We start from the raw sequence: 15,045 nt of genomic DNA on the forward strand, positions 1-15,045 counted from the left end.
GTGTGTCGCCGTTACCAGCGATAATGCGAGAAGGCGCGGTTGGCTTCCGCCATCCGGTGCACGTCTTCACGCTTCTTGACGGCGTTCCCGCGGTTGTTCGATGCGTCCAGCAGCTCGGCCGAAAGCCGCTCGGTCATGGTCTTCTCGTTGCGCTCGCGCGCAGCCGAGATCAGCCAGCGGATGCCGAGCGCCTGCCGGCGGGTCGAGCGAACCTCGACCGGAACCTGGTAGGTCGCGCCGCCGACGCGGCGAGAGCGAACCTCGATCGTCGGCATGACGTTCTCGAGCGCCTGCTCGAACACGCCGAGCGGGTTCTGTTTGGTCTTGGATTCGATGATGCCGAACGCACCGTAAACGATGCCTTCCGCGACCGACTTCTTGCCGGCGTACATCACCGAGTTCATGAACTTCGTGACGATGATGTTCCCGAACTTCGGATCGGGAAGGACTTCGCGCTTTTCCGCTGAGTGGCGACGAGACATGGACCTGGTTCCCGCTTACTTCGGACGCTTCGCGCCGTACTTCGAACGACGCTGCTTACGGTTCTTGACGCCCTGGGTATCCAGAACGCCGCGGAGGATGTGGTAGCGCACGCCGGGCAAGTCCTTGACGCGGCCGCCGCGGATCATGACCACCGAGTGCTCCTGGAGGTTATGGCCCTCGCCGGGGATGTAGCCGATCACCTCGAAGCCGTTGGTCAGGCGCACCTTGGCGACCTTACGAAGCGCCGAGTTCGGCTTCTTCGGGGTCGTGGTGTAGACGCGGGTGCAAACACCACGCTTCTGCGGCGACTGCTGCAGCGCCGGCACCTTCTTGCGCGACTTCTGCACTTCACGCGGTTGAGCGATCAGCTGGTTGATCGTCGGCATCCTGGCCTTACCCTTTGTTCTGTCGCAGCCCCTATTGGGATCCGCTGTCTTGCCGCAGCCCGTTGCCGGGACTGCAAATTCTTTCGAGCTGCCTGCCCGACGAGGTCACCTTCCGCGGAACTAACCGCACAAAGCGAAATCGCGCCAACCACCCCATCAACGGGCGGAAAGCGCTTCGACGCCACAGAGGACCGCAGTATTGAGGCCGGTCAGCATAAAGCCGTGGCCCGCGCACTGAGGTCATGCATCCGAATTCGATCTCAAGAGAACGTGCTCAAGAGAACTAGAATCGCACTGGCATTGCCTAGCTATGATCGACAGCGTTTGAGCGGCATTCGTCGAGGTTGGTGCCCGCCTTAAGCGACCCTTCTGGATCAAGTCCATGGGGTCTAACGGGTGGCCCGTTCCGACGCTGGCGATGCTCACCGCCTGTCGTTAAGTGAGGCGCTTTCTATAAGTGAGAGTCGCTCAAGTCAAGGCGAAACGACAGTCAGGAAGCGCTTCAGGAGCCTCTCAAAATCGCTGTTTGCCGCCCTCACCGTGCCCCCCGACACGAGACCGCAGACTTCACTTCGCCAGCCTCGCTGTAATTTGTATCCGGGTAAAAAGTACTTTTATGTCCCGCCGGACGGTGTTTTTGACCTGTAAGCGCAAATCTGTCCGCTTCAGCAGCACCCGGCGGCGGGGGACTTCACCAGGATCGACGGACGATTGTCCGGCGCGACCGACGCCAGCGATATCGGCTCGCGGCGTTTTCGATGGTCCTGACCAATCCGCATGAGAGCCATCCGACGTGTTTTTCGAATCGAAATGCTCATCGTCACGTCGGGAATCAAGCCAGCGCCGATGACCGGAATCACGGAATCGGTGCTGAGCCCGATCACTCCTTCTCGTCGTCCTCATCCTCCTCGAGGTCGTCTTCGTCGTCATCGTCTGTGCTATCGTCGGCGAGGGCAGCCGCGCCATGCGGCTGGTGGATCTGGTCGTTCCACAGCTTGCGATAGGTGCCGTTCCTGGCGAGCAGCTGGGCATGAGAGCCGCGCTCGATCGCCCTGCCCCCGGAAATCACGATGATCTCGTCCATCTCGACCACCGACGTCAGACGGTGGGTCGACCAGATCATGGTGCGGCCCTTGGCGACCTTGAGCAGCGTGCGGTTGATCGCCGCTTCCGTGGTCTGGTCCAGCGCTGAAGTGGCTTCGTCCAGCAGCAGCACCGAGGGGTTGCGGATGATCGCGCGCGCGATCGCGATGCGCTGGCGCTGGCCGCCAGACAGGGTGTCGCCGCGCTCGCCGACCGGCGTGTCGTATCGCTGCGGCAGACCCATGATGTAGCGGTGGATCTCGGCCTTCTTGGCGGCGTCCTCCACCTCCTCGTCGGTCGCGCCCTCCTTGCCGAGCCGGATGTTCTCCCGGATCGACATGTTGAACAGCATGTTCTCCTGGAACACCACCGCCATGCTCCGGCGCAGCGAATCCAGCGTCACCTTGCGGACGTCGACACCGTCGATGGTGACGCGCCCCTCGTCGGGCACGTAGAGCCGCAGGATCAGGTTGAGCAACGTGCTCTTGCCAGAGCCGCTCGGGCCGACGATCGCGATGCGCTTGCCTGCGTTGAGCTTGAGACTGAGATTGTCCAGCACCGGCGTCTGACTGCCCTCGTACTGGAAGGTGACGTGGTCGAAGGTGATGTCGTTGGTGATGCGCGGCAAATCGGGCGCACCGGGACGATCGGCACTACGGGCCGGCTCGTCCAGCAGCTCCTGGATATGGCGGACCGCGGCGGCCGAGGAGATCGACACCGGGATGAAATGCATCACATGGGCGATGTTGTAGGAGACCTCCCAGAATGCGCTCTCGAAGGTGACGAAGGTGCCGATGGTGATCTGCCCCTTGGTCGCGAGATACGCGCCGATCGCGAGCACCACGAGGTGCAGCAATAGCACCGAGATGGTGACCGTGCGCTCCACCATGGTCGACAGGAACCCGGCCGAGGCGATCTTGTTGCGCGTCTCGTCGTTGCGGAAGGCGAAGAAGCCGAACATCTTGCGCTGCAGGCTGAATGCCTTGATCACGGCCTGCGCCGCCACGTTCTCCTGCACCATGCCGAGCAGCGCGCTCTCGTTGAGCTTCTGCTCGTAATTGGCCTGCACCGCCTTCGGGGTGAGAATGCGCGGGCCGATCAGCGTGATCGGGAACACGAGCAGCGCGACGACCGCGAGCTGCCAGTTCAAAAAGAACATCAGGATGATGCCGGCGATCAATTCCAGGAACGGCAGCGCCGCGCTGTTGGCGAAGGTCTTGACCGAGCCTTCGAACGCCGAGAGGTCGACCGAGAAGCGCGACAAGATCTCGCCGCGCTTGGTGCGGCCGAAATAGGCCGTCGGCAGGTCCTGGACGTGCTCGAACAGGCGCTTGCGGACGTCCGAGATGATGCAGGCCGCCAGCCGCGCATCCCAGCGCTCATACCAGACTGCGACAATCGAGGTGAAGATGCCGGCGACGGCGAGCACGCCGAGGATCTTGTACAGCGCCTGGAAGTCCTCCTCGCCGAGCGCGTCGTCGATCAGGAACTTGAGGCTGAGCGGCATGATGACGTTGAACAGCGTCTCGACGCAGACGCCAAACGCCACGAATGACAGCATTCGCTTGTAGTTCGTCAGATAGGGTTTGACGAACCCGAGGATGGTCGCGAGCGCGCCGGCGGCTTCGCGGGCGGTAAAGACGACGAGATCCTCGTCCTCATCGTCGTCCTCGAGTTCCAGCCCGTCATCCGCCTCGTCTTCGTCATCCTCCTCGTCGTCGAGGTCCGGCTTGGCAGAAGCGGCGAGCTTGTCGTCGAGCTCGGCCGCCTCTTCTGCGGCGAGCTTCTGTTTGTCGGGCGAGAGAGGCTTGTCGGGCGAAAGAGGCTTGGATGCCATGAAACCAACCGATGCTGACGGCCGGCATGACCGCAGAGAAAGCAGGACGTAGCGGAAAGCCGCTATTGCACCGATTCTATGCGATCAGGATGAATTCGGCAAAACAATTGGCGAATTCGACGCGTGTCCCGCGGCTATTCCTCGTCCTCGACCTTGTCGAAGAAGGAATAGCGCAAGCTGTCGGCGTCGGCGTACCACTGCCCTGGCCCCTTGTTGGCGGCGAGCGTCGCCTCCCAGAGCGCATCGGTGCAATCCTTGCGGTGCATCGAGAGGTCGAAACCATTGCCGAAGAACAGTTCGGACCATTCCCACCAAGTGCCGAGTTTCTTGACCCCGCGCAGCAGGTCGTAGCGGTCGATCAGAGCGGGAGCCATGTCCGAGGTGATCGAGCCGAACACGAGGCCGGTCTTGACCACGCGGTTGAGCTCGCGGATCGCGCGGACCACCTGCTTCGGGGAAACGTGGCAGAGGCTGGTCTCGAACACGAAGTCGAACGCGCCGTCCTTGAACGGCATGTCGGTGATCGAGCCGAGCTTGTTGTACGTCATCAGCGCCTTCGGCGTCTTGGCGTGGATGGCACGGTTGTTCTCGATGCCGAAGGCATCGATTCCGCGCTCGCGCAGCGCGCCGATCAGCTCGCCGCTGGCGGAGCCCGCGACGAGCAGCTTGGCGCCCTTCGTCTTACCCCAGACGATGCCCAGCAGCTTGGTGAGATAATCGGGGTCGGTAAAGTGACGCCAAGCCTCGTGATAGGGGCCGAGGCCGCGATAGTTTTCGAAATAACCGCGATCGATCTTGTCGGAGAGCGGCTTGTCCTCCTGCGCGCGCTCCCGGCGCAGGCGCATCATCTCGGTCAGGATGATGTCGGTGGCGGCGTCCGAGGAATCGAGCAGGCCGTTCAGCGTCGAGTCGAACAGATAGTCGCCGACCACCACGATGCCGGGATGCTCCTTCGGCTCCGGCCGGTGGTTGGTCATGACGTCGCGCACGGGCAGACCGCCCGGTATCGCGTTCACTGACGACAGCCAGCGGTGGATCTTGCCTTCCATGAAATGCGAACGCGCATCGCCGAGCGAAGCCGGCAGCGACTTCAGCGCGGCGTCGATCAGCTCCTGGTCCGACAGATTGGCGTAGGCCAGCGCGTCGGAGCCGGGAATCAGCCAGTTCAGCACGCCGTGCTTGCCGACGTCGTGGCGCGCGCCCTCGTTGTAGACGCAGCAACCGCCGAAAGCTTCCGACATGAACCAGGCGCCGGGAATCTTCTCGCCCCAGAATGGCGTGTCGAACAGGATCGAGACGCGCAGGTAATGCGCGGGACGGTCGAAGTAGGAGACGTGCTTGACCATCGACTTGCGCAGCTGTTCGCCTTCCCACCCCATGGTGGCGAGCCAGGAATGCGGCAGGCAGACCAGCACGAGATCGAAGTCGCGGGTCTCCGGTCCCTTGCCGTTCATCATCTTGAGCTGGTAGCGGCCGGTCGGCGCCTTGCCCACCGCGAGCACGCGATGATTGAGCTGGATGTCGGCGTTGACCTCCGACTGCAGGCACTCGATCAGCTGCTCATTGCCATTCTGGATGGAATAGAGGCCGATATAGCCGTCGACATCCATCAGGTAGTTCTTGAGCGCGTTGAGGCCGTTGGTGTTGTGGCTCTCGGTCGCGATGTCGGAGCGCGCCATCACCTTGAAGAAGCGCTTGGCCGTCTCGTCCTCGACCTCCTCGTCGAGCACCTGCTCGGCGGTCTTGTAGGCCCAGGGATTCTCGTTGTCGTGCGCGCCGACGCCCTCGTAATATTCGATCGGCGACATCATCTCGGTGCAACGCTTGCGGAAGGCCTCGATCGCAGAAGCGGTCTTGGCGCCGTATCTGCGGCGCATGCCGGGCACGTCGTTCAGCAGCTCGCCGCCGAGGTGCACCTGCTCGGCGTCCATCGGAATGGTCTGCAGCCCGAAATGCTGGATCAACTCGCGCAGCGGATCCGGACCCGTCATCGAGTAATCGTAGATCTCGGCCACGCCGGCCTCGTACATCGCGGGCGCGGAATCGAACTTGCGCGTGACGATCTTGCCGCCGAGCCGGTCGGAGGCCTCGTAGATGGTGACGCGACAGAGATCGCCAAGCTTGCGCTTCAGATACCAAGCGCTCATCAGCCCGCCAGGGCCGCCGCCTACGATTGCGAGATCAAGCATGTGAGTTCCGTGGTCTCCGGTCCGCCCCCCTTCACGGGACCACCGGTCTAAACTCTCCTAGCAGAAGCGCTTTTACGCCTGAAGGAAAGATGAACAAACGTTGATCCTGCATCGCAGCAGGCAAAGAATGCGGCAAAAAGGCCGGCTTTCGCCGGCCTTTTCACTGTCCTCAGTATTCCTACGGATGAACGATCATTCCGCGGGCGGCAGCGCAGGAAGCTCCGCTTCCGGAGCGGGCGACACGACGGCCGCCTGCTTCTCGCGCTCGTCCAGGATCAGCTTGTCGCGCTTCATGGCGACTTCGCGGATCTTGGCCATGGAGGCGCCGGTGCCTGCCGGAATCAGCCGGCCGACGATGACGTTTTCCTTGAGGCCTTCGAGCGGATCGACCTTGCCGTTGACCGCCGCTTCCGTGAGGACGCGGGTGGTCTCCTGGAACGAGGCCGCCGAGAAGAACGAACGGGTCTGGAGGCTCGCCTTGGTAATGCCGAGCAGAACCGGCGTTCCCGTGGCAGGCTTCTTGCCCTCTTCCTTGGCCTTCTCGTTCAACGCGTCGAACTCGATCTTGTCGACCTGCTCGCCCGAGATCATGTCCGTATCGCCCTGGTCGGTGACTTCCACCTTCTGGAGCATCTGACGGACAATCACCTCGATGTGCTTGTCGTTGATGAGCACGCCCTGGAGCCGATAGACCTCCTGGATCTCGTTGACCAGATAGGCCGCCAGTTCCTCGATGCCCTTGACCGCCAGAATGTCGTGCGGTGCCGGGTTGCCTTCGACGATGAAATCGCCCTTTTCGACGACGTCGCCATCCTGAAGGTGGATGTGCTTGCCCTTCGGGATCAGGTACTCGCGCGGCTCGTCGGTCTTGTCCATCGGCTCGATCGAGATGCGACGCTTGTTCTTGTAGTCGCGCCCGAACCGGATGGTGCCCGCGATCTCGGCGATGATCGCCGCATCCTTCGGACGCCGTGCCTCGAACAGTTCCGCCACCCGCGGCAGACCGCCGGTGATGTCACGCGTCTTGGCGCTTTCGGTCGAGACACGGGCGAGAATGTCACCCGGATTGACCTTGGCTCCGACGTCGACCGAGAGAATGGCGTCGACCGACAGCATGTAGCGGGCATCGCCGCCACGGGCGAGCTTGAGCACCTTGCCGTCCTTGCCCTTGACCACGATGGCCGGACGCAGGTCCGAGCCGCCGCGGGTGGAGCGCCAGTCGATGACCACGCGCTTGGCGATACCGGTTGCTTCGTCGAGCGTTTCCGAGATCGACTGCCCCTCGACCAGATCCTCGAAGCCGATGGTACCTTCGACTTCGGTGAGGAGCGGACGGGTGTAGGGATCCCACTCGACGATGCGCTGACCGCGCTTGACCATGTCGCCCTCGTCGACGTGCAGGCGCGAGCCGTACTGGACGCGGTGCGTCGCACGCTCGGTGCCGTCGGCATCGACGATCGCCACCACCATGTTGCGCACCATCGCGATCAGATGGCCTTCGCTGTTGCGGGCAATGGCCTTGTTCCGGATCACGATCTTGCCGTCGAAGTTGGCTTCGACGAAGGACTGCTCGTTGAGCTGCGCCGCACCACCGATGTGGAAGGTGCGCATGGTGAGCTGAGTGCCCGGTTCGCCGATCGACTGCGCCGCGATGACGCCGACCGCTTCACCGTGGTTGACCGGCGTGCCGCGGGCGAGATCGCGGCCGTAGCACTTGCCGCAGATGCCGTTGACGAGTTCGCAGGTCAGCGCCGAGCGGATCTTCACCTCCTGCACGCCACCCTGCTGGATGGCGTCCAGATGGCTCTCTTCCATCAGCGTATCGCGCTTGATGATCACCTTGCCGGAGCTGTCGCGGATGTCTTCGCAGGCCGTGCGTCCGAGGATGCGCGAGCCGAGCGAAGCGACCACGGTGCCGGCATCGACGATGGCGCGCATCTTGATGCCGAGCTTGGTGCCGCAATCGCTCTGCGTGATGATGCAGTCCTGCGCGACGTCGACCAGACGACGGGTCAGGTAGCCGGAGTTGGCGGTCTTCAACGCGGTGTCCGCGAGGCCCTTACGGGCACCGTGGGTCGAGTTGAAGTACTCGAGCACCGAGAGGCCTTCCTTGAAGTTCGAGATGATCGGCGTCTCGATGATCTCGCCCGACGGCTTGGCCATCAGGCCGCGCATGCCGGCGAGCTGGCGCATCTGGGCCGGCGAACCGCGGGCACCGGAGTGAGCCATCATGTAGATCGAGTTGATGTCGGCATCGGCCCCGCTCGCCGTCTTCTTGGTCGAGGAGATCTCCTTCATCATCGCCTTGGCGATTTCTTCCGTGGCCTTCGACCAGGCGTCGACGACCTTGTTGTACTTCTCGCCATGGGTGATCAGACCGTCGTTGTACTGCTGCTCGAAATCCTTCGCCAGCGTACGCGTGGTGTCGACGATCTTCCACTTGCCGTGCGGCACGACCATGTCGTCCTTGCCGAACGAGATGCCGGCCTTGAACGCGTTGTAGAAGCCGAGCGCCATGATGCGGTCGCAGAAGATCACCGTCTCCTTCTGACCGCAGTGACGGTAGACCTGGTCGATCACGCCCGAGATCTCGCGCTTGGTCATCAGCTTGTTGATGATCTCGTACGAAATCCGCGGGTTCTTCGGCAGCAGATTGCCGAGCATGACGCGGCCGGCGGTGGTCTCGATCCAGCGCGTCGAGACCTTGCCGGTCTCGTCCATGCCCTGCCACCGGTACTTGATCTTGGTGTGGAGGTGGATGACCTTCGCGTGCAGGGCGTGCTCGAGCTCGGCCATGTCGCCGAAGATCTTGCCCTCGCCGGGCAGGCCTTCGCGCATGATCGAAACGTAGTAGAGACCGAGCACGATGTCCTGCGACGGCACGATGATCGGCTGACCGTTGGCCGGATGCAGGATGTTGTTGGTCGACATCATCAGGACGCGCGCTTCCAGCTGCGCTTCGAGCGACAGCGGAACGTGCACGGCCATCTGGTCGCCGTCGAAGTCGGCGTTGAACGCCGAGCAGACCAGCGGGTGAAGCTGGATCGCCTTGCCCTCGATCAGCACGGGCTCGAACGCCTGGATGCCGAGGCGATGCAGCGTCGGCGCGCGGTTGAGCAGCACCGGATGCTCGCGGATCACCTCATCCAGGATGTCCCAGACTTCGGGCCGCTCCTTCTCGACCAGCTTCTTGGCCTGCTTCACCGTGGTGGACAGGCCCTTGGCGTCGAGCCGCGAATAGATGAACGGCTTGAACAGCTCGAGCGCCATCTTCTTCGGCAGGCCGCACTGATGCAGGCGCAGCTCGGGACCGACCACGATCACCGAACGGCCGGAATAGTCGACGCGCTTGCCGAGCAGGTTCTGACGGAAGCGGCCCTGCTTGCCCTTGAGCATGTCGGCGAGCGACTTCAGCGGGCGCTTGTTGGCACCCGTGATGACGCGGCCGCGGCGGCCGTTGTCGAACAGCGCATCGACCGCTTCCTGAAGCATGCGCTTCTCGTTGCGGATGATGATGTCGGGCGCGCGCAGCTCCATCAGCCGCTTCAAGCGGTTGTTGCGGTTGATGACGCGGCGATAGAGGTCGTTGAGGTCCGAGGTCGCGAAGCGGCCGCCGTCCAGCGGCACCAGCGGACGCAGGTCCGGCGGAATCACCGGAACCACGGTCATGATCATCCATTCCGGCTTGTTGCCGGAGTGGCGGAACGCTTCCACGATCTTCAGGCGCTTGGCGAGCTTCTTGTGCTTGATGTCGGAGTCGGTCTCCTGCATCTCGATGCGGAGCGAAGCCTCCAGCTTCTCGAGGTCCATGCCCTTGAGCAGCTCGCGGATCGCTTCAGCGCCGATCATGGCGGTGAAGGAGTCCTGGCCGTATTCGTCCTGCGCCTTGAGATACTCGTCCTCGGACAGCAGCTGACGGTCCTTGAGCGCGGTGAGACCAGGCTCGAGCACGACGTAGTATTCGAAGTAGAGGATCCGCTCGAGATCCTTCAGCGTCATGTCCAGCAGAAGGCCGATGCGCGAGGGCAGCGACTTCAGGAACCAGATGTGGGCGACGGGGGCTGCGAGCTCGATATGGCCCATGCGCTCGCGCCGGACGCGCGACAGCGTCACCTCGACCGAGCACTTCTCGCAGATGATGCCCTTGTACTTCATGCGCTTGTACTTGCCGCACAAGCACTCGTAATCCTTGATCGGCCCGAAGATGCGGGCGCAGAACAGGCCGTCGCGCTCGGGCTTGAAGGTACGGTAGTTGATGGTCTCCGGCTTCTTGATCTCGCCGTAGGACCAGGACAGAATCTTCTCTGGAGACGCGATCGAGATCCGGATCTGGTCGAAGACCTGAGCCGGCGTCGTCGGGTTGAAGAGATTCATAATTTCTTGGTTCATCGTCTTCTCCTCGCGTGCCGGTCGCCTCCGGCCGCAAATTCGAAAATCACTTCTGCAGGGCGCCCTGCCCTCAAGGCCTCGGACGGGGCGCCGGTGCCCGGCCGCAAAGGCCGGGCATGACAGGTCGAATTACTCGGCCGCTTCCGACGTCGGCGCCGGTCCTATCTTGGAGTTGTGCAGGTCGACGTTGAGGCCGAGCGAGCGCATTTCCTTGACCAGCACGTTGAACGATTCCGGAATACCGGCCTCGAACGTGTCGTCGCCGCGCACGATCGCCTCGTACACCTTGGTACGGCCGGCGACGTCGTCCGACTTCACCGTCAGCATCTCCTGGAGCGTGTACGCCGCGCCGTAAGCCTCGAGCGCCCACACCTCCATTTCGCCGAAGCGCTGGCCGCCGAACTGCGCCTTGCCGCCCAGCGGCTGCTGGGTGACGAGCGAGTACGGACCGATCGAACGCGCGTGGATCTTGTCGTCGACCAGATGGTGCAGCTTGAGCATGTAGATGTAGCCCACCGTCACCTTGCGATCGAACGGATCGCCGGTGCGGCCGTCATAGACGGTCGACTGACCCGAAGCGTCGAGACCGGCAAGCTTCAGCATCTCCTCGATGTCGGCTTCCTTGGCGCCGTCGAACACCGGCGTCGCGATCGGCACGCCGCGGCTTAAGTTGTGGCCGAGCTCGAGCAGCTCGTTGTCGTTGAGCGACTTGATCGTCTCGTCGTCGCCGTAGACCTTCTTCAAGGTCTCCTTCAACGGCTTGATGTCCTGCTTCGACAAATAGGCATCGACCGTCTGGCCGATACGCTTGCCGAGGCCGGCGCAGGCCCAGCCGAGATGGGTCTCGAGGATCTGTCCGACGTTCATGCGCGAGGGCACGCCGAGCGGATTGAGCACGATGTCGGCATGCGTACCGTCTTCGAGGAACGGCATGTCCTCGATCGGCACGATCTTCGACACCACGCCCTTGTTGCCGTGGCGGCCGGCCATCTTGTCGCCGGGCTGGATCTTGCGCTTCACCGCGACGAAGACCTTGACCATCTTCATCACGCCGGGCGGCAATTCGTCACCGCGCTGAAGCTTCTCGACCTTGTCGAGGAAGCGCTGTTCAAGCCCCTTCTTCGACTCGTCGTACTGCTTCCGCATGGCCTCGATCTCGGCCATCAGCTTGTCGTTCGGCGAAGCGAACAGCCACCACTGCGACTTCGGGTACTCCTCGAGCACCGCACGGGTGATCTTGGTGTCCTTCTTGAAGCCCTTCGGACCGGCAATGCCCTGCCGCCCTTCGAGCAGCTCGGCAAGACGGTTGTAGACGTTGCGGTCCAGGATCGCCTGCTCGTCGTCGCGGTCCTTGGCCAGACGCTCGATCTCTTCCCGCTCGATCGCCAGCGCACGCTCGTCCTTGTCGACGCCGTGACGGTTGAACACGCGCACTTCCACGATCGTGCCCTGCACGCCCGGAGGAACGCGCAGCGAGGTGTCGCGAACGTCGGAAGCCTTCTCGCCGAAGATGGCGCGCAGCAGCTTCTCTTCCGGCGTCATCGGGCTCTCGCCCTTCGGCGTGATCTTGCCGACCAGGATGTCGCCGGCGCGCACTTCCGCGCCGATGTAGACGATACCGGCTTCGTCGAGGTTCTTCAGCGCTTCTTCCGAGACGTTCGGAATGTCGCGGGTGATTTCCTCAGGCCCGAGCTTGGTGTCGCGGGCCATCACCTCGAACTCCTCGATGTGAATCGAGGTGAAGACGTCTTCCTTCACGATCCGCTCGGAGAGCAGGATCGAGTCTTCGAAGTTGTAGCCGTTCCACGGCATGAACGCGACGAGCACGTTCCGCCCCAGAGCGAGCTCGCCGAGATCGGTCGACGGACCGTCGGCGATGATGTCGCCCTTCTTGACGATGTCGCCGACCTTCACCAGCGGACGCTGGTTGATGCAGGTCGACTGGTTGGAGCGCTGGTACTTCATCAGGCGGTAGATATCGACGCCCGACTTGGTCGGATCGAGATCTTCCGTGGCGCGGATGACGACGCGGGTCGCGTCGATCTGGTCGATCACGCCCGAACGGCGCGCCGCGATCGCAGCACCCGAGTCGCGCGCAACAACGCCTTCCATGCCGGTGCCGACGAACGGCGCCTCGGCGCGAACCAGCGGCACCGCCTGGCGCTGCATGTTCGAGCCCATCAGCGCGCGGTTGGCGTCGTCGTTCTCGAGGAACGGGATCAGCGCAGCGGCGACCGAAACGAGCTGCTTCGGCGACACGTCCATGTAGTCGACCTTGTCCGGCGTCACCGGCAAGACTTCGCCGGCATGACGGCAGACCACGAGGTCTTCGGTGAAGCGGCCCTTCGGGTCGAGCGGCACGTTGGCCTGCGCGACCGTGTAGCGGCCCTCTTCCATCGCCGAGAGGTACACGACCTCGTCGGTGACGCGGCCGTCCTTGACCTTGCGATACGGCGTCTCGACGAAGCCGTACTTGTTCACGCGCGCGAAGGTCGCGAGCGAGTTGATCAGGCCGATGTTCGGACCTTCCGGCGTCTCGATCGGGCAGATGCGGCCGTAATGGGTCGGATGCACGTCGCGGACTTCGAAGCCGGCGCGCTCGCGGGTCAGACCGCCCGGTCCAAGTGCCGACAGGCGGCGCTTGTGGGTGATCTCCGAGAGCGGGTTGGTCTGGTCCATGAACTGCGAGAGCTGCGAGGAGCCGAAGAACTCGCGCACGGCGGCAGCCGCGGGCTTGGCGTTGATCAGGTCCTGCGGCATGACCGTGTCGATGTCGACCGAGGACATGCGCTCCTTGATCGCGCGCTCCATGCGCAAGAGGCCGATGCGGTACTGGTTCTCCATGAGCTCGCCGACCGAACGCACACGGCGGTTGCCGAGATGGTCGATGTCGTCGATCTCGCCCTTGCCGTCGCGCAGGTCCACCAGCGTCTTGATGACGGAGAGGATGTCTTCCTTGCGCAGCGTACGCTGGGTGTCGGGCGCATCGAGGTCGAGGCGCATGTTCATCTTGACGCGGCCGACCGCGGACAGGTCGTAACGCTCGGCGTCGAAGAACAGCGACTGGAACATCGCCTGCGCCGAATCCAGCGTCGGCGGCTCGCCCGGGCGCATCACGCGGTAGATGTCGAACAGCGCGTCCTCGCGCGTCATGTTCTTGTCCGCCGAGAGCGTGTTGCGGATGTAGGGGCCGACATTGACGTGGTCGATGTCGAGCAGCGGCAATTCCTTGTAGCCGTGCTCGTTGAGCACCTTCATCGACTTGTCGGTGATTTCCTCGCCGGCCTCGGCGTGGATCTCGCCGGTCTTCGGGTTGACGAGGTCCTCCGCGATATAGTTGCCGACCAGCTCCTCATCGGACATGCGCAGCGCCTTCAGCCCCTTCTCCTGGAGCTGGCGCGCGGCACGGACGGTGAGCTTCTTGCCGGCCTCGAGCACGACCTTGCCGGTATCGGCGTCGATCAGATCGTTGACGGTCGAGTAGCCGCGGAAACGGTTGGCGTCGAACGGAACGCGCCAGCCTTCCTTGGTCCGCTTGTAGAGGATCTTCTTGTAGAACGTGGACAGGATCGCTTCGCCGTCGAGGCCGAGGGCGAACATCAGCGACGTCACCGGAATCTTGCGGCGACGGTCGATACGCGCATAGACGATGTCCTTGGCGTCGAACTCGATGTCGAGCCAGGAGCCGCGATACGGGATCACGCGGGCGGCGAACAGCAGCTTGCCCGAGGAATGGGTCTTGCCCTTGTCGTGGTCGAAGAACACGCCGGGCGAGCGGTGCATCTGCGAAACGATGACGCGCTCGGTGCCGTTGACGATGAAGGTGCCGTTCATCGTCATGAGCGGGATGTCGCCCATGTAGACGTCCTGCTCCTTGATGTCCTTCACCGACTTCGCGCCGGTTTCCTCGTCGATATCGAACACGATGAGGCGCAGCGTCACCTTGAGGGGCGCCGCGAAGGTCATGCCGCGCTGGCGGCACTCGTCGACGTCGTATTTCGGCTGCTCGAACTCGTAGCGGACGAATTCCAGCATCGAGGTGCCCGAGAAATCGGAGATGGGAAACACCGAGCGGAACACCGCCTGCAGACCCTCGTCGAGACGGCCACCCTGGGGTTCATCGACCATCAAGAACTGATCATAGGACGCCTTCTGAACCTCGATGAGGTTCGGCATCTCGGCCACTTCCTTGATATGTCCGAAGAACTTGCGAACGCGTTTGCGACCGGTGAATGTCTGCTGCGCCATCGTGGCCTCTCATTTTCGTCGCCCGATCTGGGCGCGCCGTCCAGGACGCGGCTGCCACCGCTCCCCGGGTTGAATTTTTCGAACCCGTTTTGGGGGCCGCAGACTCAGTTTCAGGCGAGAATGTCCTGAATCTGTTCTTCAGACCTTCAAAACGCAAAACGACGCGCGGGGCGCTGGTGCGCGCCCGCCCGTCACAACGATCGTCTTCACGGACTGCAAAAGCCCGAAATAGCTTGCTCTCCCAACGGCTTACAGGGAATCCAGCACCCTGCCCACCGCGCTTTCGTGCTGCCGACCCGATATGGGGCGACAATAGTGGAGATTTGAGGGGTAGACCCTCAAATCCCCACACTTTTTCGTGTTCAGCCCGCGTCGGGACGTTCCGTCGCACGCCTTTTGCATTAGGCCCCAGTCTTTCCGATCGTCATGG

At 62.9% G+C, this 15,045-nt stretch carries 7 protein-coding genes; all 7 read right to left on the reverse strand.

Features of this window, described 5'->3' with window-relative positions:
* Nucleotides 1-11 precede the first annotated feature (11 nt).
* A complete protein-coding gene (gene rpsG, locus XH84_RS37460; RefSeq protein ID WP_008136420.1) occupies nt 12-482 on the reverse strand; it encodes a 30S ribosomal protein S7 in 471 nt (156 codons plus the stop codon).
* A gap of 15 nt (nt 483-497) precedes the next feature.
* Nucleotides 498-869, reverse strand: a complete 372-nt coding sequence (rpsL, locus tag XH84_RS37465; protein ID WP_007603006.1) for a 30S ribosomal protein S12 — start codon at nt 867-869, stop codon at nt 498-500.
* A gap of 665 nt (nt 870-1,534) precedes the next feature.
* Nucleotides 1,535-1,753, reverse strand: coding sequence for a hypothetical protein (locus XH84_RS37470; RefSeq protein WP_128919613.1), 219 nt, complete (start codon nt 1,751-1,753; stop codon nt 1,535-1,537).
* Nucleotides 1,750-3,789 carry an ABC transporter ATP-binding protein gene (locus XH84_RS37475; RefSeq protein WP_128919612.1) on the reverse strand — a complete coding sequence of 680 codons (2,040 nt, stop codon included), beginning with the start codon at nt 3,787-3,789 and terminating at the stop codon, nt 1,750-1,752. The genes XH84_RS37470 and XH84_RS37475 overlap by 4 nt, the downstream gene beginning before the upstream one ends.
* A gap of 134 nt (nt 3,790-3,923) precedes the next feature.
* Entirely contained in the window at nt 3,924-5,978 is a 2,055-nt protein-coding gene (locus XH84_RS37480) for an FAD-dependent oxidoreductase (protein ID WP_128948688.1), read from the reverse strand.
* A 192-nt stretch (nt 5,979-6,170) separates the two neighbouring features.
* On the reverse strand, nt 6,171-10,367 hold the full coding sequence (gene rpoC, locus XH84_RS37485) for a DNA-directed RNA polymerase subunit beta' (protein ID WP_128919610.1): 4,197 nt from the start codon (nt 10,365-10,367) through the stop codon (nt 6,171-6,173).
* Nucleotides 10,368-10,496: 129 nt separating this feature from the next.
* Nucleotides 10,497-14,615, reverse strand: coding sequence for a DNA-directed RNA polymerase subunit beta (rpoB, locus tag XH84_RS37490; RefSeq protein ID WP_128919609.1), 4,119 nt, complete (start codon nt 14,613-14,615; stop codon nt 10,497-10,499).
* Between the last annotated feature and the right edge of the window lie 430 nt (nt 14,616-15,045).

The organism is Bradyrhizobium nanningense, assembly GCF_004114535.1.
Classification (GTDB): domain Bacteria; phylum Pseudomonadota; class Alphaproteobacteria; order Rhizobiales; family Xanthobacteraceae; genus Bradyrhizobium; species Bradyrhizobium nanningense.